The sequence below is a fragment of the Paeniglutamicibacter kerguelensis genome, from assembly GCF_017876535.1.
Lineage (GTDB): Bacteria > Actinomycetota > Actinomycetes > Actinomycetales > Micrococcaceae > Paeniglutamicibacter > Paeniglutamicibacter kerguelensis.
In genome coordinates this window covers 93,560-111,683 of sequence record NZ_JAGIOF010000004.1, presented here as the reverse complement: position 1 = coordinate 111,683, position 18,124 = coordinate 93,560, and the positions used below count along the sequence as shown (strand labels likewise).

At 68.2% G+C, this 18,124-nt stretch carries 15 protein-coding genes; 5 read left to right on the top strand and 10 right to left on the bottom strand.

Annotated elements, in window-relative coordinates:
* The first annotated feature begins 109 nt into the window (after nucleotides 1-109).
* Nucleotides 110-1,366, top strand: coding sequence for an MFS transporter (locus tag JOF47_RS19985; protein WP_245357113.1), 1,257 nt, complete (start codon nucleotides 110-112; stop codon nucleotides 1,364-1,366).
* A gap of 84 nt (nucleotides 1,367-1,450) precedes the next feature.
* Here the strand turns inward: JOF47_RS19985 and JOF47_RS19980 are convergent, their stop codons facing one another.
* Together JOF47_RS19980 and JOF47_RS19975 are read right to left on the bottom strand one after the other, a co-directional pair.
* Complete coding sequence (locus JOF47_RS19980; protein WP_210002218.1) at nucleotides 1,451-2,560, bottom strand: oxidoreductase; 1,110 nt, start codon at nucleotides 2,558-2,560, stop codon at nucleotides 1,451-1,453.
* A gap of 1 nt (nucleotide 2,561) precedes the next feature.
* Nucleotides 2,562-3,329 (bottom strand): hypothetical protein, encoded by a 768-nt coding sequence (locus JOF47_RS19975; protein ID WP_210002216.1) that lies wholly within the window; start codon nucleotides 3,327-3,329, stop codon nucleotides 2,562-2,564.
* A 183-nt stretch (nucleotides 3,330-3,512) separates the two neighbouring features.
* On the opposite strand from JOF47_RS19975, the gene JOF47_RS19970 reads away from it, so the two are divergent.
* Nucleotides 3,513-4,085, top strand: coding sequence for a YdeI/OmpD-associated family protein (locus tag JOF47_RS19970; protein WP_210002215.1), 573 nt, complete (start codon nucleotides 3,513-3,515; stop codon nucleotides 4,083-4,085).
* Here the strand turns inward: JOF47_RS19970 and JOF47_RS19965 are convergent.
* On the bottom strand, nucleotides 4,082-4,849 hold the full coding sequence (locus JOF47_RS19965; RefSeq protein WP_210002214.1) for a glutamine amidotransferase: 768 nt from the start codon (nucleotides 4,847-4,849) through the stop codon (nucleotides 4,082-4,084). The genes JOF47_RS19970 and JOF47_RS19965 overlap by 4 nt on opposite strands.
* Before the next feature lie 167 nt (nucleotides 4,850-5,016).
* Between JOF47_RS19965 and JOF47_RS19960 the strand changes: the two genes are divergently transcribed.
* Nucleotides 5,017-5,796: an SDR family NAD(P)-dependent oxidoreductase gene (locus JOF47_RS19960; protein ID WP_210002212.1), complete on the top strand. Its 780-nt coding sequence runs from the start codon at nucleotides 5,017-5,019 to the stop codon at nucleotides 5,794-5,796.
* A gap of 69 nt (nucleotides 5,797-5,865) precedes the next feature.
* Here JOF47_RS19960 and JOF47_RS19955 read toward each other — a convergent pair whose 3' ends face one another.
* A complete protein-coding gene (locus tag JOF47_RS19955; RefSeq protein ID WP_210002210.1) occupies nucleotides 5,866-6,642 on the bottom strand; it encodes a DUF1684 domain-containing protein in 777 nt (258 codons plus the stop codon).
* 64 nt (nucleotides 6,643-6,706) lie between these two features.
* Between JOF47_RS19955 and JOF47_RS19950 the strand changes: the two genes are divergently transcribed.
* Nucleotides 6,707-7,012, top strand: a complete 306-nt coding sequence (locus tag JOF47_RS19950; protein ID WP_210002209.1) for a hypothetical protein — start codon at nucleotides 6,707-6,709, stop codon at nucleotides 7,010-7,012.
* A gap of 53 nt (nucleotides 7,013-7,065) precedes the next feature.
* Here JOF47_RS19950 and JOF47_RS19945 read toward each other — a convergent pair whose 3' ends face one another.
* The 6 genes from JOF47_RS19945 to JOF47_RS19920 all read right to left on the bottom strand — a co-directional run bounded on the left by JOF47_RS19945 (nucleotide 7,066) and on the right by JOF47_RS19920 (nucleotide 17,238).
* Nucleotides 7,066-8,940, bottom strand: coding sequence for a hypothetical protein (locus JOF47_RS19945; RefSeq protein WP_210002207.1), 1,875 nt, complete (start codon nucleotides 8,938-8,940; stop codon nucleotides 7,066-7,068).
* 2 nt (nucleotides 8,941-8,942) lie between these two features.
* Nucleotides 8,943-9,548, bottom strand: a complete 606-nt coding sequence (locus JOF47_RS19940) for a DedA family protein (RefSeq protein WP_210002205.1) — start codon at nucleotides 9,546-9,548, stop codon at nucleotides 8,943-8,945.
* 26 nt (nucleotides 9,549-9,574) lie between these two features.
* A complete protein-coding gene (locus tag JOF47_RS19935) occupies nucleotides 9,575-10,675 on the bottom strand; it encodes a pseudouridine synthase (RefSeq protein WP_210002828.1) in 1,101 nt (366 codons plus the stop codon).
* A 112-nt stretch (nucleotides 10,676-10,787) separates the two neighbouring features.
* Entirely contained in the window at nucleotides 10,788-11,621 is an 834-nt protein-coding gene (locus JOF47_RS19930; RefSeq protein WP_210002203.1) for an Fpg/Nei family DNA glycosylase, read from the bottom strand.
* Nucleotides 11,622-11,727: 106 nt separating this feature from the next.
* Nucleotides 11,728-16,719 (bottom strand): ATP-dependent helicase, encoded by a 4,992-nt coding sequence (locus tag JOF47_RS19925; RefSeq protein WP_210002201.1) that lies wholly within the window; start codon nucleotides 16,717-16,719, stop codon nucleotides 11,728-11,730.
* A 60-nt stretch (nucleotides 16,720-16,779) separates the two neighbouring features.
* Nucleotides 16,780-17,238, bottom strand: a complete 459-nt coding sequence (locus JOF47_RS19920; protein ID WP_210002199.1) for a 23S rRNA (pseudouridine(1915)-N(3))-methyltransferase RlmH — start codon at nucleotides 17,236-17,238, stop codon at nucleotides 16,780-16,782.
* A 97-nt stretch (nucleotides 17,239-17,335) separates the two neighbouring features.
* Here JOF47_RS19920 and JOF47_RS19915 point away from each other — a divergent pair, with 97 nt between their 5' ends.
* A complete protein-coding gene (locus JOF47_RS19915; RefSeq protein WP_210002197.1) occupies nucleotides 17,336-18,043 on the top strand; it encodes a phosphatase PAP2 family protein in 708 nt (235 codons plus the stop codon).
* The last annotated feature ends 81 nt before the right edge of the window (nucleotides 18,044-18,124 follow it).

The window sequence follows — 18,124 nt, the reverse complement described above, 5'->3', positions numbered from 1 at the left end:
CGAGAACCTCACCCCGGCCACCGGGTCGGACACGCTTCCCGCCGGCCCGCGCCACGCGGATCCCGTTTCCCCGCACGGCGGACGCCCGCAGTCCAAGGTCAAGACCCTGATGGGCATCGGTGCCGGCAACGCCGTGGAGTGGTTCGACTGGGCGATCTACGCAACGTTCGCCTCCTTCATCTCCGGGCAGCTCTTCTCCAAGGCGGATGCGACCTCCGCGTTCCTGGCCACCATGGCGATCTTCGCCGTCGGCTTCGTGGCACGCCCCTTCGGTGGCCTGTTCTTCGGCCTGATCGGGGACAAGGTCGGCCGCAAGGCCGCCATGACCTTCGCGGTGGCACTGGCCTCGGTCGGCTCGCTGATCATCGCGATCACCCCGACGTACGAGTCCATCGGCGCTGCAGCCTCGTTGATCCTGCTGGTAGCCCGCCTGTTGCAGGGCCTGGCGCACGGCGGTGAAATGCCCAGCGCGCAGACCTACCTGGCCGAGATGGCGCCGGCCCCCAAGCGCGGCCTGTACTCCACGCTGATCTACTTCTCCGGCACCGCCGGCATCGTCGTCGGCACCCTGCTCGGCGCCATCCTGACCATGACGTTGAGCAAGGAACAGATGGCCGGCTTCGGCTGGCGCATCCCGTTTGCCATCGGCGCCCTGATGGGCCTGTACACCCTGATCATGCGTTCGCGCCTGAAGGAGACCAAGCAGTTCGAGGAGCAGAAGGCCGCCAAGGCCGAGCAGGGCAACCGCGGACCCTCGGTGTTCTCGCAGATCATCGCCAACTGGCGCAAGGCGCTGCAGGTCATCGGCCTGACCGTCGGGCTGACGGTGGTCTACTACATCTGGTCGATCTCCACCCCCGCCTACGCCATCTCCACCCTGAAGATGGATCCCGCCGCCGCGCTGTGGACCGGCGTTGCCGCAAACATCGTCTTCATGATCGCCCTGCCGTTCTGGGGCAAGCTCTCTGACCGCATCGGCCGCCGCCCGGTGCTGATCATCTCCTGCGTCGGCGCAGCCGCCCTGCAGATCCCGATGGCATCGTTTGTCCGAGGCGAGGCCTGGCAGCTGTTCATCTCGATGTCGGTCATGCTCATCTTCATCGCCGCCTCCGCCTCGATCGTCCCGGCCGTCTATGCCGAACTGTTCCCCACGGCGATCCGCACCGTCGGCGTGGCCATCCCGTACGCCATCTGCGTCGCCGCATTCGGCGGCACCGCGGCCTTCCTGCAGGCTGGCTTCGCGGCCTGGTTCGGCATGGCCACAGGTGCCCTGGCCTTCTCGGTCTACGCGATGGTCTTGCTGCTGACCAGTGCCGTCACCGCCTACAAGCTGCCCGAATCCGCGGGCAAGGACCTGAACGGCTAGGACCCGCCGGCCCGCCAAATAGACCGGGCACGCACTCCACAGGGGGTGCGTGCCCGGTTTTTTGGGGTCTCAGGGAAGGGGTGGTTACCAGTTGGCGCGCCAGTACTGGGCGGGGAACGGGATGTTCTCGTGCGGTTCGCCGAGTTCGGCGGCCGCGATCGCCGGCCAGTTCGGGTTCTTCAAGGCCGCCCGCCCGATCGACACCCCGTCGGCAGCGCCCGTCACCAGGACCTGTTCGGCCTGGGCCGGTTCGGTGATCAGGCCCACCGCCGTGACAAACGCACCGGGCACCGCGGCCTTGACCGCCGCGGCCAGCGACACCTGGAAGCCCGGGCCGCTGGGCCCGTGGTAGGCCCCGATCCCGGCACTGGACAGGTCGAAGGCGCCGACGCCCATCCCGAAGGCCTCGAGCGCAAAACGTGCGGTGTCGGCAATGCTCCAGCCGCCCTGAACCCAGTCGTCCCCGGAGAGCCTGATCGCCAGCGGCTTGTGCGCCGGCCAGGCCTCTCGCACCGCGGTGATGACCTCGCGTGCGTAGCGCGTCCGGTTCTCGAAGCTGCCGCCGTAGGCGTCCGTGCGCGTGTTGGTCAACGGGGAAAGGAACTGGTGGATCAGGTAGCCGTGGGCCGCATGGATCTGCACGACGTCGAACCCCGCGGCGTCCGCCCGCCGGGCCGCGGCGGCCCAGTCGGAAATCGACGCGTCGATCTGTTCCTGCGTCATGGCCGTCGGTGAGGCCAGCCCCAGCACGTCCGTGGCAGACGGGCCGATGGTTTCCCAGCCGCCGTCCCGGGGACGCAGGTTCCCGCGTTGCCCGGCGGCGGTGTGGCCGGGCAGCCAAGCGTAGGTGGAGGCCTTGCCGCCGGCATGGGCCAGCTGGATCCCGGCCGCCGCCCCTTGCGAGTGGATGAAATCGACGATCGGCGCCCAGGCTTCGGCTTGGTCGTCGTTCCAGATGCCCGTGTCCTGGTCGCTGATGCGCCCCTGCGCGGTGACGGCGGTGGCCTCGGTGTACACCAGGGCGAACCCGCCCGCGGCACGGGCCCCCAGGTGGGTCATCTGCCACGCATGCGGCACCCCGTCCCGCTTGGTGATCGAGTACTGGCACATCGGTGCCAGGAACGTGCGGTTGCGCAGTTCCAGGCCCGTGCCGTCCGGTGTGCCCAGGGTTGCCGGGGCAAAAAGCTTGCTCATGTCAGGTGCCAACCGGTTCGCCGGCAACGCTATTCCCTTTGGCTTGTGTGCAGGCGACCCGCAGCCGGCCGCCGTCGGGGTGGCGCACCGACAGCACGGTGTTCGGCCCCTGTTCGAGGACCGAGGACTCGTACCCGGCCAGGGCCAGTCGTTCTTCCATGGCCGAAGCTGAGCCCGTGTATTCAAAGGAGAGTCCGGCCTCGGGAACGTCGTTTTCGGTGACGTCGACGTATCCTCCATGTTTGGCCCGGTACCTCGCCCGGCCCGGGCCCCCATTGGCTGCTTCGGGTTTTGCGCCGGTGTTTGCCAGCGTGGAAATCGCCCCGGGGACATCGGGTGTGCCCCAGCACGCCACCACGGCCAAGCCGTGCGGATGCGGGTCGGGCGCCTGGGGCGTGCCGTCGGTGATCAAGGGGTCGACGGGGCGGGCACTGAAGGACACCCCGTCGGGGGCAACGATTTCCGCAATGGTCACCGAGCCGCCAGCGGCCGCTTCGGTTCCCAGGAGCACCGGCGTTCCGTCGCTGATGGTCCACTGCGCAAATTTCTGGACATCACGCACCTCGAACCCCAGTCGGGTTCCGAACGTGTCGGACTCGGAGACCAGGATGCGTCCGGCGTCCGCGGCGAAACACCGGCCTCCGGCAACGCCAAGGGCGGTGCCAAGACCGTTGTCGGCAACCCGGATTTCACCAAGCCCCAGTGCCGTGAGCAGCGCAACCCATTCGGGTGCGTGGGGGGTGTGCAGAATCGGCCTGACGCGCAACATTGGTGTTCCTCCAGAAAAATGGCGGGGGTTTTCAGGGCAAACGCGGGTTCCGAAATCGTGGAACCGCGGGATCCTGATTCGTTGCCCTACTTGGGATGCTAGCAACACGGCCCGGGATTGCGTGCCAAGCCCTGATGCGGCTTTTGTGTTGCTCCGGGCCCGCAGTGTGATGGGATGGTTCCCATGGCGTTAGATCTTGAAGAACTTTTGGTACCCCATGAGGATGCGTGGCGATCATGGCTGGTTGAGAACCATGCCTCGCACCCCGGCGTGCAGCTGGTGCTTCACAAGAAGGGCGGCAGCGTCACCGAACTCACCTACGCGCAGGCGGTCGACCAGGCGCTGTGCTTTGGGTGGATCGATGGTCGGCGCAACGGCCGCGACGAGGAGAGCTTCAGCAATAGGTTCACGCCGCGAACTACAAAGAGCAATTGGTCAGCCAAGAACGTGGAAACCATCACTCGGTTGACTGATGCGGGGCTGATGGCGCCCTCGGGAATCGCCGCGGTTGAGGCGGCCAAGGCCGACGGCCGCTGGGAGAATGCCTACGCGGGGCAGAAGGACGCTCAACTGCCTGAGGACTTCGTGGCGGCGCTGGAAGGGCATCCCGTTGCGCAGGAAAAGCTGGCAACCCTGGGCGGCAGCGAACGCTTTGCGATCTATTTGCGCCTGCACACGGTCAAGCGCGAGGAAACCAGACGAAGGAAAATCACCGAATTCATTGCCAAGCTGGACGCCGGCGAAGGAATCTTCTAGATTTCGGGCGGGGCTTGCCTATCCGTTTTCCCGTAGCGGTCCACGAAGTTCCGCAGGATCAGCTCCGGCCAGTCCACCTGGGATGCAAGGGCCCTGTCGTGCAGTTCCTGCGCCTCGTGCGGCGGGAAATAGCCGGCATCCCGGTAGACCATGATGCGCTGGGCCAAACCCGCGGGGTCAAGCTCCGGGTGGAACTGCGTGGCGTACAGGTTGGATTTGATGCGGAACATCTGCACCGGGCACGCCGCGGAATCCGCCAGCAGCACGGCTCCCGCGGGCAACACCGACACAGCTTCCTTGTGTCCCACGAACGCATCGAATTCATCCGGCAGGCCCGCCAGCAGCGGATCCTTCCGCCCGGCATCCAACACCCTGATGCGGGAGGTGCCGACCGGCTCGCCGAACTGCCTGTCGATGATCCCGCCCTGGTGCACTCCAAGGGTTCCGACCCCGTAGCAGGCGCCAAGGAACGGGAAGTCCTCGGCGACAAGCACGTCCAGCAGGGCGTCGAGGTCGGTTTCGCAGCGTTTCTGCAGGTTGGATTTCTTGCCGGGGTCATCGGAGGCGTTGAACGGGCTGCCGCCGAGGATCACCCCCGCGCAGTTGTCCAGGTCCAGCTCGTCGATCGGTCCCAGCGGGCCCCGGGCCAGGCTGATCACCTGCATTTGGTCCTCGCGCAGTCCGCCGGCGGCCAGCACCCCGCGCACCTCGTCGGCCGCGGCCAGATCGTGTTCACGTGTGGAAACCAAGATGAAGCGCTTCATGGCCACAGTCTATGGCCGCCGCCCAAGCAACTGGGGAAGCACGCCACGCGTACGCAAGACCCTTTTGTCCCGGCCGTTCCCGGTCTACGCTGGCATGAGTTAATAGCCGCTAACTTAAAAGGAAGCTCCGGGGCACCGGTCCGGAACTTATCCACGATGGAGGATTCATGCAGATCACCGATTCCGTAGCGCTAATCACCGGCGGGGCTTCCGGCCTGGGCGCAGCGACGGCCAAGGCGCTCCACGATGCCGGCGCCTACGTGGTCCTGCTGGACCTGCCCTCGTCCAAGGGAGCGGAAACGGCGGCGGCGTTGGGGGAGCGGGCCCGCTTCGTGCCGGCCGACGTCACTAACGAAGACGATGTCCGCGCGGCAATCGCGGCGGCCCGGGAACTCGGCCCGCTGCGCGTGGTCGTCAACTGCGCCGGCGTTGCGACCCCGGGCAAGGTGCTGGGGCGCGAGGGCGTGCTGCCGCTCGCGAACTTCGAGAAGATCATCGCGATCAACCTGACCGGCACGTTCAACGTGGTCCGGCTGGCAGCCGAGGCCATGGCCGCACAGGATGCCGTCACCGATGCCTCAACCGGCACGCAGGAGCGCGGCGTCATCATCAACACCGCCTCGGTAGCCGCCTTCGACGGCCAGATCGGCCAGCCCGCGTACGCAGCCTCCAAGGGCGCCGTCGCCGCAATGACGCTGCCGCTGGCCCGCGAATTGGCCCGCCACTACATCCGCGTGATGACCATCGCCCCGGGCATCTTCGAGACCCCGATGATGGCCTCGCTCTCCGCCGAGGCGCAGGCCTCGCTTGGCGCGCAGGTTCCGCACCCGGCGCGCTTGGGCAAGCCCGAGGAGTACGCCGCACTGGTCTCCCACATCGTGGCCAACCAAATGCTCAACGGCGAAACCATTCGGCTCGACGGCGCCATCCGCATGGGACCGAAGTAGGGCGACGGTTCAAGAACGGAGGGCCTGCGGCATCGACGCCGCAGGCCCTCCGTGGCTCCGACCGAAAATCTATTCGGGCAGTTGTTCCCCGGCGTTGACCGGGACGTCCAAGCGGTTTCCCGCGGCGGGCGCCGGGCAGACCGCATAGGGCGAGAACGCCATCGGGTAGTTCAAGGTGCGGTTGAAATCGATCGTGACGGAACCGTCGGCCGCCGGGGCCGGGATGCCGACAAAGCGCCAGGCTGCGGTGCTCATGCCGTTGGTGGCATCGCCAAAGGCCAGCACCAGCGAACCGTTGTCGTTTTGGGTCGCCGCAAGGCGATGGGTCTGCCCGGCCAACTCGAATTCGACCTTGCCCACCAGCTCGGCGGTGAAGTTCGCATCCTCGCGGAAGCTGCCGATCGGCACCGTGCGCGGGGGCTCGAACGCGGTGAAGCGGCCCTGGACAACGAATGCCGGGTCGTACGCAAAGACCGGCACGCCGGTGAACTCGCGTAGCGTCGGATGGCTGCGGTTGCGGGTGCGGACCATGTACCGCCCATCCCGCACGCCCAGCTCGACCAGTACGTCGCCGACGCGCACAAAGTGGATCGACTCGTCCTCATCCAGCTGCTTTTCCAGCGTGCCGGACAGCGGTTCGCCGTCCGGGTCGGTGACACCGTCCTCGGGGACAAACACGGCGTGGGCGCCATTGGCGTCGGCGCTCCAGAAGCCGGGCAGCAAATCCAGGGGCCCCGGCGTGCCGGGCAGCCACTGGTAGCTGCTCAGGGTCAACCAGCCGAATTCAACGGCCAAACCCTCGTTGCGCATGCGTCGCCACTGGGTGAAATCTGTTGGTGCACTCATGAAACCAGTCTGCCACCTTTGGCGGTCCCGCCCCGGGCCTGTTCCGCGCATTAAGCTGGAAGACATGCCTTCATACCGTGCACAACTGAACATCATGGGCCTGCGCCCGGGACACGCCCCGGAAGCCGTCATGGACACGGCCGTGGCGGCGCTGGCCGAACGCCACCACGTGGATGCGAACCAACTCGACGTGGTCGCCGGGGTCCCGCGCATCACCGTGCGCTACACCGTGGAGGACGACGGACAACCCGACGCCCGCGGCATCGAATCGGCCGCGCTGATGCGCGCGGCGGTGGAGGGCGTGGCGGTGACCGAAAAGCTTGTGGTGCTGCGCCGGGTCAAGGGCCGCTGGGTGCTGCTGCGACGCTAGGCGCCGTGCCTTGGGGGCTGGGGCTGGAACACCGTGCCACGGGACTCCGGGTGTCAGAATTCCGTGGGTTTGCCGCGGGCTGCCCGGTGCTCGGCATGGGTGATCTGGTAGCGGCGGTTCTCCGTGGCCACAAGCACCACAAATCCCGTCATGGCGGCCAACACCGCAACCCAGATCGACTGGTCGGGGCCAAGCAGCCGTGGCATCAGCAACCAGAACATGCCCCAGGCGAAGCCGGAGGCCAGATCGATGCGCCCGCGTTCGGTTCGGGACAGGCTTATGGCAACATGGCCGAGGCCCAAAACGATCAGGCAGGCAAAGACATGGGGGAACACGAATAAGTTCCAGGACTGCAAAAGCTCGGCAAAGGACGACGCCGACACCACCAGGAAGAAGCCTGCCATCAAACCCGCCGGGGCGTCGGTGAGCAGGCGTTCGGCGGTGCTCCGGGCCGTGTGGCCGTTCAGCTCACGCACCGTCACCAGCAACAACGCGGCGGCCAGGGTGGCCGTGCAGAAGGCAAGGAAAAGCGACTCGGCGTTCACCGACACCAGCCACAGCGCGGCAGCGGCCAGTGCCGTCGGGAAGGTGCGGCCCACGGCGCGCTGGCGCACCGCCGAACCCTGCGAAGGACGCCGCGCGAACCACGCTGCCAGCAACGACCAGCCGGCAATCACCGGCAACAACATGTAGGCGGCGGGTGCCAAGGACAACAACGTGTCCCGGCCGGGCAGCGAACCCGACACCAGCTTGCCGGTGCCGAAGATCGTTGTGACGGCCATGAACGCGGCGGCAAGCATGAAGAGCAGGCGCCGAATGCTGTCCTGCGCGGTGGCTTCCGGGTTGGGAGAGGTGTCCGGCAGGGTGTAGGGGGTGACGTAGAGGGCGTCGGCAAGATCCTGTTGCCTGTCGATGGCGGCCTTGGCGCTTGCCACCAAGGCCGCAAGCTGGGCGGGATCCGTCGGTGTCCGGGTGGGTGCCGGCGGTGCCACGGCGGGCAACGGCACCAAGTTGGATTCCTGGGCGGCGGCGACGCGTTGCTGTTCCAAGCGCTGTTGTTCCAGGCGCTGTAGATCAAGTTGCTGCTGTTCAAGACGATGCAGCTCCAGGATCCGCTCTTGGCGTTCATCCTCCAAGAGTTGCCGTTCGGCGACTTCCTGCTCGGCGCGGAGCCGGGCGGCATGTTCGGCTTCGGCGCGTTTGGCTTCCTCCGCAAGGGCCTCGGCATGGGCGGCGTCCATCAGCCGGGTCCGTTCGCGCGCCTCGGCCGCGCGGGCGTGTTCATCCTTTGCCCGTGCAAGCCGGGCCTTGAGTTTTGCGGGGGATTCGTAGATCTTGTCGCCGATCCGTTGCCACTCGGGCTCCGGCAGGGAGTCCAGCCAGTTGTTGACCGGCGAGAAGCCTCCGGAAACCGCCGTTGCCTCGTGGGTGTCCGCCGGGGTGGCGGGACTCGCCGGGGCCGCAGTGTCCGGCGGGGCGGCAGGAAGCGTCGGGGCCGTGGATGGCTTGGGCGGGATTGCTGCCGTCCGGGCCGCGGCCTTTTCCGGTGCTGCAGGATCGTGCGGATCGTCTGGATCGGCACCGGATCCGGACTGCCTGTCCATGTGCCTGAAGGGCGGTCCCGTGTGCGGCTGCGGGTGCGCGGGGTGCAGGATTTCGTCGAGGTCCTGCGGGATTTCCTGGTGGTGGCGCGGCACGGGATGGGCGATGCGTTCGGACACCCGGTCCGGCAAGGGCCGGTTGGCGCCGGGCGGAGCCGGAGCCGGAGCCGGTTGCGCCTGGGGGGCCTTGGCGTTGGGGGCCGACTTGGAACTGTCGGCATCGGGGAGGGCAGGTGCCGTCGGCCCGTTTTCGGACCCGGACGCGGCGTTGCGAAGCCGGGCCAACGCCGCGGACGCGGCAGTGGTGTGGGTGTCCGATGTGCTCATGCTCAACCCCTTCGTCGCCGGTACATGGCCAAGGCCCCAGCCAGTACGATTCCGACCAGCGTACCGAAAATCATACCCACGATGGTGGAAGCCCAGACAGGGAATCCTGTGACACTGGCGCTCAGGCGCCCCAGCAGCAGCATCCAGATCGCCCACAGAACGGCCCCGGCCGCCGCAAGAGGCGCAAAAACACGCCACGTGATGCGGGAGATTCCGGCCGCCGCCATGGAGGCGCTGCGCCCGCCGGGCAGGAACCGCATGCCCAACAGCGACGCGTAGGTTCCACCGGTCCCGAGCTTGAGCATCAGGCGTGTCATGTTCAGGTGCAGCCAGCGGCCCCACCTGTAGCGGGCCAGGTGTCGCCCGCCGTGTTTGAACAACACATAGAGGGCAACATCCCCGGTAAAACAGGCACCGGCGCAGACGGCAACCGCCGCCACCGGATTCAGCAGCCCCGCCGCGGCCATCGGCCCGGTGCCCATGGCCAGCACCTCGCTGGGGATTGGGGGAACCAAGGCGTCGAGGGCCACCAGAACGAAAAGCACCGGGTAGAACCAATCCCCGCCGGCCAGCAAGGAATCGAGCAAATCCCCGAGTGTCGATTCCATGCCGGCGAGCATCCCTGCGTCCGGCCCTAGCCCAGGGCCAGCCCGGGCGCACCCGGCGCCTGCGCCGCCGGGGACTCGGAAAGTTCAAGCTTGGAGCTGTAGGTGACGGGCTCCCCGCTGATTGGATCGACAAAGGAGATGGAGCGGGCCAACAGCTGCAGCGGCCGGGTGTAGTCATCCGGCGCCAAGTCCAGCAGCGTCGGGTAGAACGGGTCGTTCAGGATGCCCAGGCCCAGCGCGGCAAGGTGCACGCGCAGCTGGTGGGTTTTTCCCGAGTGCGGGCTCAACCTGAATTTCGCGACCTTCAGCCCCGCGAAGTTGCCGGCGGAGGGTCCGACGCCCAGCAATTCGACGAGAGATTCGGCGTTCGGCTCCCCGGCCTCCACCAGCGAGCGCAGCTGGCCCTTGATCTTGCTCATGCGGTTCCGGTAGATCAGCGGCAGGTCTTCCAGCGCCGCCTCCAGCCCCGCGGAGTCCAGCAGGCTGTTGCCCGGGCCCGCTGCGCCGGGAATGAAGTTGCCGCTGCGGTCCTCGGCGCGCCCGCCGAGCCCGCCGACCCCCATGACCTCGCCCGCCGGGCGGCCGTCCACGTCCTCCAGGGCACTGACGGCCTCATAGGTCTTGGATATCTCGCGGCGTTCGAAGAGGGTCTGGTAGTCGCCGCGGGTTTCCGGGTTGGTGGAGAAGAGCAGCACGCCGGCGGTCGCCCGGTCCAGCCGGTGCATGGGAATCAAGTCAGGGTTGCCCACCCTGTTGCGCAGGCGCACGAGCGCGGACTGCTGGATGAAGCGCCCGCCTGGGGTGGTGGGCAGGAAGTGGGGCTTGTCGATGACCAGCAGGTGCTCGTCGTGGTGCAGGACCGACTCGGTGAACGGGATTTCCGCCTCAACGGGAAGGTTCCTGTAGTACCAAATGAATTCGTGTTCGCCCAGCGGCGTGGAGAGCTCGATCGGCACCCCGCCCAGGCCTACCACCTCACCCGTCTCGAAACGCCGCACGATGCCGGCCTCGTCCACGTGCCCGAACCTGTGCAGCATGTAGTCGCAGACCGTCTCCCATTCCCCCGCGGAGGGGATGCGGAGCCGGGTTGCGTTGACGCCGTTGCGCACGGGCAGGGGGGAGATCATGGCCATGGAATCCAGTGTGTCATGCTTCCGCCGAGGGACCCGGCCGCGGACCAACGCAGCCCGGGCCCCCATCGGAGCCGCCGGGCCGCGTCCCCCAAGGACCGGTGATGCGTTAATGCGCTGTTTCACTCGTCGGAACGTAGACGTTCTGGCAGTCCGGGCAGAAGTACACGTCGCGTTCGGCGCTGCGCGGGGATTCGGCGAGCGTATCCTTGTGCAACAAGCCGCCGCAGCGCATGCACGGCAGGCCCTCCCGGCCGTACACCCAATAGGGGTTCATGCCGTCGGTGCCGGTGGTCACCCGGCGCGCACGGTCCTTGTTGGCGTGCAGCAGCCGGTGGGCGATGTCCACCAGGTGGCCCAGGTCCTCAATCGCGCCCACCGGGGTTCGCGGGTGCACCCTGGTGACAAAGAGCAGTTCCGAGCGGTAGATGTTGCCCAGCCCGCTGATCAGCCTCTGGTCGAGCAACGCCAGGCCGATCGGCCGGTCCGGGCTGCTCATCAGGCGGCGCACCGCCTCGTCCGGATCCCAGGAGTGGCCCAGCGGGTCGGGTCCGAGGTGCCCGATGACCTCGACCTCGTCGGTGGTCCGCAGCACGTGGAGGAACCCCAGCTCGAAGCCGACGGCGGTGAAGGCCGGATTGCCCAGCACCGCGCGGGCCTTGAACGCGGGGGTGCGCCAGCGCTCGCCGGTGGCATAGACATCCCAGTGCCCATCCATGAGCAGGTGCGAGTGGATGCTCAGCGGCGGGGCCGCGATCTTGGCCGGTGGCTTGACGCGGATGAGCAGATGCTTGCCGCGTGAAACCACGGACTCGACCATCCAGTCCACGATCGACAGAGTCGAGTGTTCCGGAACCCGGAAGTCACTGACGCTCAGCCGCCTGCCGGCCAGCGCGGCCTCCAATCGACGTGCCGTGCGAAAAACTGTATCCCCTTCGGGCATTGTCTTTACCACCAATCGCCTAGTCGGACACCCGACCCCCATAGTCGGGTGACCCTGGTCACTAGACTAGCCCGAGAATCCCGCGCTTGGGGGAAAATTCCTGCGCTTAGCTCCTAAACCGTAGCCCACTTGGGGTGGAATAGAATCCAGCGCGTCGTAATGCGGCACCCCAGGGTGAATCGGAGACGGGTTCGCCGTTGACCTTGTGCACCGCAAGCTTCTCGATGCCGGCCCGGCGCAGGGCCGCAACGAGCTCGAAAGCCGCGGTGTCGAGCAGGTTTTCCGCCGCTCCGGCCCCCGCGAAATCGAGGACGGTCTTGCCGCCGCGCTCCATATACAGGGCCAGCCGCCCGTCCAACAGCACCACCATGGCCCCGGCCTTGCGGCCCGGGCGGTGCCCTCCGGGTCCCTGCGGCCAGGCCAGCGCGGCACCGTAGGGGTTGGCCGGGTCGGTTGCCGCCAGGGCCAGGGCGCCGGGCGGACCCGTCTCCGATCCAGCGTCGCGCACGAAGGTGCGCAGCCTGTCGATCGTCGGGGAGGTGGAGAACTGCGCGGCCCCGAGCCTTTCGACGAAGTAGCCCCGGCGGGCATGGCCCGCCTCCTCCAGCCGTCCGAGCACCCGGTAGAGCTGGCCGAAGCCGCCGGGCACCGACTCGGCGGCGACCGATCCACGCGTCACCACGCCGTAGCGTTCGAGCAGGAACTCGGCGCTTGCATGGGCCCTGATGGTCGGGTCCTGAACGGGGTGCGGCAGCGCCGCCCAGCGGCCCGTGCCCGATTCCGGGACCCCGCCGAACCCGGAGCGCGGGCCCAGCTCGCGCCCCTGCAGGCGCATGACGCCGGGATCGCCGGCACCCGGTGCCTCGAACCCTGCCCTGCCCTGCCGCAGCATGGCCATCCGCCCGAGCCGTGCCGTGCGTGCCCGGGGGGCCAGCGCCGGCGCACGGTGCGCGGACTTGCCGCCGGAGAGCAGTCCGCGGACGGGCGCGAGCGTGTCGGGGGAGACGGCGCCCGCCCAGAACAGCTCCCACAGGGACTCGAGCACCGCCTCTGTGCGCGGCTCCGTCCCGGATGCCTCGTGCGCGCCGGGGACGATGGAGGGGACGGCCGCGGGGTCGGGAACCCCGGCCACCAGCCGGGCCAGTTGCGGCACAAAGTAGGCCCCGCCGGCATCGAGCACCACCAGCAGCCGGCGGGCCAGCGCCCCGAGGTGGTCGCGGTCCGGTTGCGGCAGGCTCAGCGGCGCGTTTTCCGCGGTGTGCAGCGCGACCCAGCCGTCGGTTCCGGCCAGCGCCCCGGCCCCGGAGACCAGCACCTCCCCGGCGCTCATCAGCTCGTCGAGCATGCCCGGGGCGTAGTTGCGCACGCGCACCGGCAGCACGAAGGATTCGATGGCGGAGGCCGGGACGGGTACCCCGGCCAGCTGCTCGACCACGGCCAGTACCCCGTCGATGCCGGAAAGCCCCTGGCCGATGCCCTGCCAGGCAGGCAGGAACCTGGCGAACGTCGGCTGGTCGACGGGCTCGACCTCGGCGCGCAGGGCCGCGAGCGAGCGGCTGCGGATCATCCGCAGCACCCCGGCCTCGCAATACTCAAGCTGTGCGGACCGGAACCCGGCGGCGTCCTCCACCAGGAGCTCGGCGGGCCTGAACGCCCCGGTCATGAGCCGGTTTTCGGCTACCAGCTGGTCCAGCGCGGCCTTGGCCACCGCGACGCCCAGCCCCAGGGCGGCGGCGACATCCGCCGCGGTGAAGGGCCCGTGGGTTCGGGCGAAGCGTGAAACCAGGTCGCCGACAGGGTCCTCGACGGGGTCGATGAAGGCCAGCGGCACCCCGTGCGGCAACGGCACACCCAGCCCGTCGCGCAGCCGCGGCGCATCCTCGATGGCGGCGAAGACGGCGCCGCCGCCGAGCCGCACCTCCAGCGCCCTGTTCGCGCGGACCAGGCCCCGCAAGTGCGTTTCGGCCAGGGACACATGGGCCACATGGGCGGTCCGGGCGGCGTCGGTATCCTGCCCGGTCCCGGCTGGCGCGATCTCGGCGGGCTCGGTCTCAGCGCGCAGGCGCGCGGCAACGGCTTCGATGCCCAGTGGTCCGAGCATGCGCAGCAGGTCCGCCGCGCCCTCCATCCCGGCCAGCTGCCGGCCCGGGGCCAGGCGCTGCAGTTCCGCCTCGGTGCGGAGGATGACCTGCGCATCGAGCAGCTCGCGCAACTCGGTGCGGCCCAGCAGCTCGTTCAGCAGCGCCGGGTCAAGGCTCAGTGCCGCGGCTCGGCGCTCGGCCAGCGGCGAGTCGCCCTCGTAGAGGAACTGCGCCACGTAGCCAAAGAGCAGCGACTGGGCGAAGGGCGAGGGCAACCGGGTCTGCACCTCGCGCACCGAAATGCCGCGCGAACCCATCAGGGCCAGCAGGTTCTTCAGCGACGGCAGGTCGTAGACGTCGTTGAGGCACTCGCGGACCGTCTCGAGGATGATCGGGAAGTCGGGGTACTTCCGTGCCACGTCCAGCAGCTGCGCACTGCGCTGGCGTTGCTGCCACAGCGGCGTGCGCTTGGCGGGGTTGGTGCGCGGCAGCAGCAGCGCCCGGGCCGCGCATTCGCGGAAGCGGGAGGCGAAGAGCGCCGAGTTGCCCACCTGCGCGGTGACCAGGTCCTCGATTTCCTCGGGCTCGAACGCAAAGAGCTCGGCCCCGGGTGGTTCGTCGTCCATCGCCGGGACCCGCAGCACGATCCCGTCATCGGCCGCCATGGCGGAGCCGTCCAGCCCGTAGCGTTCGTGCAACCTGGCACCCACGGCCAGCGCCCAGGGCGCGTGCACGGGCAGGCCGAAGGGCGAGTGCAGGATGACCCGCCAGTCGCCGAGTTCGTCGACGAAGCGTTCGACCACCATGGTCTTGTCGCTGGGCACCACGGAGGTCGCCTCCGCCTGCGCGCCCAGGTAGTTCAGCAGGTTGCCGGAGGCGAAGGCGTCAAGCCCGATGCCCGCGAGCTCCTCCCGCGCGGCGGCCTCCGGCATGGACACCAGGGCGGCGGTGAACTTTCCCAGCGCCGCGCCGAGCTCCACGGGCCGGCCCTGGGTGTCGCCCTTCCAGAACGGAAGCTTGCCGGGCTGCCCGAACGCGGGGGAGACCAGCACCCGGTCGTGGGTGATGTCCTCGATCTTCCAGCTGGTCGCCCCGAGCGCAAACACGTCCCCGACCCGGGACTCGTAGACCATTTCCTCGTCGAGCTCGCCCACCCGGCGCCCGCCCTTGGCCCCGGAGTTCTCCTCCGAGCCCACCAGGTACACGCCGAAGAGCCCGCGGTCCGGGATGGTGCCGCCGCTGACCACAGCAAGCCGCTGGGCGCCTGGGCGTCCGGTGAGCGTGCCGGTGTCCCGGTCCCAGACGATGCGCGGGCGCAGCTGGGCGAACTCGTCGGACGGGTACTTGCCGGCGAGCATTTCCAGCGTCGCGGTGAACGCGGCGCGCGGCAGCCCGGCATAGGGGGCGGCCCGGCGCACGGTGTCGAACCAGGCCTCCACGTCCAGGTCCTCCAGCGCGCAGGCGGCCAGGGTCTGCTGGGCCAGCACGTCCAGCGGGTTGGCGGGGATGTGCAGCTTCTCGATCTTCCCCTCGCGCATGCGGGAGACGGTCAGCGCCGTGGAGAGCAGATCCGCGCGGTGCTTGGGGAAGAAGGTGCCGATCGAGGTCTCGCCGACCTGGTGCCCGGCGCGGCCCACGCGCTGCAGGCCCGACGCGACCGACGGGGGCGATTCGACCTGCACCACCAGGTCCACCAGCCCCATGTCGATGCCCAGTTCCAGCGAACTGGTGGCCACCACGGCGCGCAGCACCCCGGTCTTCAGGTCGTCTTCGATCTGCGCGCGGGTCTCCTTGGAGACGGATCCGTGGTGCGCCCGGGCCAGCGGGACCACGCCGACTTCCCCGGCCCCGGAGACCATGCCGGCCTGCGCCATCATGGCGGCGGGCATGCCGCTGCCCGGCTGCACGCGCCGGGGCGCCGACCCACCGGTCATCTCCGCGCCGGTGGATCCGATGCCGCCCGGGGCAAAGCCTGGATCCACATCGATTCCGGTCACCCGGGATTCGTGGATCTCGTTCAACCTGCCGGTCAACCGCTCGGCCAGGCGCCGGGAATTGGCGAACACGATCGTGGAGCGGTTCGCCTCGATCAAATCGACGATCTGTTCCTCGACGTGCGGCCAGATGCTCGCCTGCGGGGCCAGCCCGGAACCCGGGCCCAGGTCGTGCGCGGCCGCGGCGGCCGGCAGGTCCGTCATGTCCTCCACAGGCACCCGCACGCTCAAATCCCAGGTCTTGGTGATCGGCGGGGCAATCACGGACACCGGGGCACCGCCGCCCACAAAGCGCGCCACCTCCTCGCGCGGCTCCACGGTTGCCGAAAGCCCGATGCGCTGCACCGGGGTCCCCAGCAGCGCATCCATCCGCTCCAGCGAGAGCGCTAGGTGCGCCCCGCGCTTGGTGCCGGCCACCGCATGGACCTCGTCGAGGATCACGGTGTGAACCCCGGCCAGCGACTCGCGGGCCCGGGAGGTCAGCATCAGGTACAGCGACTCGGGGGTGGTGATCAGGATGTCCGGCGGGTTGGTGACAAGCTTGCGGCGCTCGTTCGCCGGAGTGTCGCCGGAACGCACGCCCACGGACACCTGCGGCACGGCCAGCCCCAGGTGTGCGGCGGTGGCCTTGATGCCCACCAGCGGGGCGCGCAGGTTCCTCTCGACGTCAACGCCCAGGGCCTTCAGCGGCGAAATGTAGAGCACCCTGGTTCCGGCGGAATGGGTGCCTCCGGTTTTCGGCCGGGTGGCGGCTGCGGGCCGGTCGCCGTTTTCCAGCCCCGGCAGCGCGGGGGCCATGATTTCGGTGGCCGTGCGGGCAAAGGAATCCAGCGCCCAGAGGAACGCGGAGAGCGTCTTGCCCGATCCCGTCGGGGCGATGACCAGGGCGTGCCGCCCGGTGGAAATCGCGTCCCACGCGCCGATCTGGGCCGGCGTCGGCGCGGCAAAGGCACCTTCGAACCAGGCCCGCGTGGCGGGCGTGAATCGTTCGAGGACGTGTCGTGGATCCGGTTGCTTGGCCATCATTCCCAGCTTAAGTGCCTGCACCGCCAATATGCGCCGCGGCGTTGCTGACGTGTTGGTTTAGACGTGGTGGTACTTGCCGCCGCCGGCGATTTCCTGTGCCCGGTAGAGCTGTTCGGTCAGGATGAGGCGCACCAGCTGGTGCGGGAAGACCAGCTTGGACAGGCTCCAGATAAAGTCGGCGCGGTTGTGCACCGATTCGTCGACGCCGTAGGCCCCGCCGATCACCACGGTGATGCTGCGCGAGGTGTCCAGCGGGCGCTGCAGCGTCGTGGCCAGTGCGGGGGAGTCGATGTTCTTGCCGCGCTCGTCGAGCAGGATCAGGAAGTCCTTCGCATCGACCTTGGCCAGGATGCGCTCGGATTCCTCGGTGCGCGCGGCGTCGCCATCGCGGGAGGAATGCGGCAGCAGCTGCCACTTCACGTCGAAGGGCTTTTTCATGCGCTTCTCGTAGCGGTCGATGCCCTCGGTCACCCAGGATTCATGTTTCTTGCCGATGGCCAGCACGCGGATTGTCATGTTTCCATCTTCCCGCATCCACTGCCTGCCTCCGTATCCGGGCGTCCTCCCAGCGAGCATCAAGGCACTGACATGTTGGAACGTTAGGCTGATAAGCATGAACACCCCCAGACGCCGCGGACCCGGACGTGCTCCAAGCGTCGGATCCATATTTGTCCTTGTCCTTGCCCTGACGCTGGGTCTCTTCGGCGTTGCCCGGCGCTTGTGGGTTTCGGCGCGGATGGGCGAAGGAATTGGAACGTGGGATGTTCCGACGCTTGAATGGATGGTCGCACACCGGACGCCCGTCGCCACGAATGTTGCATGGTTCTTTTCGACGCTCGGCAGCGCCTGGGGCATGACGACGATTGCACTTCTTGCCACCGGGTTTCTGGCTTGGCGGACCCGCAGCTATTGGCCGGTGCTGCTGATCGGATTCACCGCGGCGGGTTCGGTTGCCTTGACCGTGCTGCTGAAAAACCTGACCGCGCGAGCGCGTCCGCTGCTGGCCCAGGTCGTCGAGCCTCTGCCCACGTCGTATGCCTTCCCCAGCGGCCATACGCTCAATGCCACCGCGATTCTCGGGGTCGTCGGTTACCTGCTTTTCCTTGTCCTGCGGAGCCAGCTAGCCCGCATCTTGAGTCTGGTTTCCTTGGGAATCTTGGTCTTGGCCATTGGATGGAGCCGCATCTATCTGGGACACCATTGGCTGACGGACGTGCTTCAAGGGTTGTTGATCGGCGGCGCCTGGGCGGCAATCGTCATCTCGTTGCACCATTTTGTGGTGCTGAAGAATCGGCGATTTGCGCACTGGATCATGGTCTAGGTACGCCGTAACGGAATTGCCGATGGGCCTGCCGGGGAACTTTCATTCCAGGCAGGCCTATCTGTTTAGGTGCTCCCCAGG

Bases quoted from the DNA above. Each gene is read 5' to 3' on its own strand.
- JOF47_RS19985 (WP_245357113.1), top strand. From the start codon at position 110: ATGGGCATCGGTGCCGGCAACGCCGTGGAGTGGTTCGACTGGGCGATC.
- JOF47_RS19980 (WP_210002218.1), bottom strand. From the start codon at position 2,560: ATGAGCAAGCTTTTTGCCCCGGCAACCCTGGGCACACCGGACGGCACG.
- JOF47_RS19975 (WP_210002216.1), bottom strand. From the start codon at position 3,329: ATGTTGCGCGTCAGGCCGATTCTGCACACCCCCCACGCACCCGAATGG.
- JOF47_RS19970 (WP_210002215.1), top strand. From the start codon at position 3,513: ATGGCGTTAGATCTTGAAGAACTTTTGGTACCCCATGAGGATGCGTGG.
- JOF47_RS19965 (WP_210002214.1), bottom strand. From the start codon at position 4,849: ATGAAGCGCTTCATCTTGGTTTCCACACGTGAACACGATCTGGCCGCG.
- JOF47_RS19960 (WP_210002212.1), top strand. From the start codon at position 5,017: ATGCAGATCACCGATTCCGTAGCGCTAATCACCGGCGGGGCTTCCGGC.
- JOF47_RS19955 (WP_210002210.1), bottom strand. From the start codon at position 6,642: ATGAGTGCACCAACAGATTTCACCCAGTGGCGACGCATGCGCAACGAG.
- JOF47_RS19950 (WP_210002209.1), top strand. From the start codon at position 6,707: ATGCCTTCATACCGTGCACAACTGAACATCATGGGCCTGCGCCCGGGA.
- JOF47_RS19945 (WP_210002207.1), bottom strand. From the start codon at position 8,940: ATGAGCACATCGGACACCCACACCACTGCCGCGTCCGCGGCGTTGGCC.
- JOF47_RS19940 (WP_210002205.1), bottom strand. From the start codon at position 9,548: ATGGAATCGACACTCGGGGATTTGCTCGATTCCTTGCTGGCCGGCGGG.
- JOF47_RS19935 (WP_210002828.1), bottom strand. From the start codon at position 10,675: ATGATCTCCCCCCTGCCCGTGCGCAACGGCGTCAACGCAACCCGGCTC.
- JOF47_RS19930 (WP_210002203.1), bottom strand. From the start codon at position 11,621: ATGCCCGAAGGGGATACAGTTTTTCGCACGGCACGTCGATTGGAGGCC.
- JOF47_RS19925 (WP_210002201.1), bottom strand. From the start codon at position 16,719: ATGGCCAAGCAACCGGATCCACGACACGTCCTCGAACGATTCACGCCC.
- JOF47_RS19920 (WP_210002199.1), bottom strand. From the start codon at position 17,238: ATGACAATCCGCGTGCTGGCCATCGGCAAGAAACATGAATCCTGGGTG.
- JOF47_RS19915 (WP_210002197.1), top strand. From the start codon at position 17,336: ATGAACACCCCCAGACGCCGCGGACCCGGACGTGCTCCAAGCGTCGGA.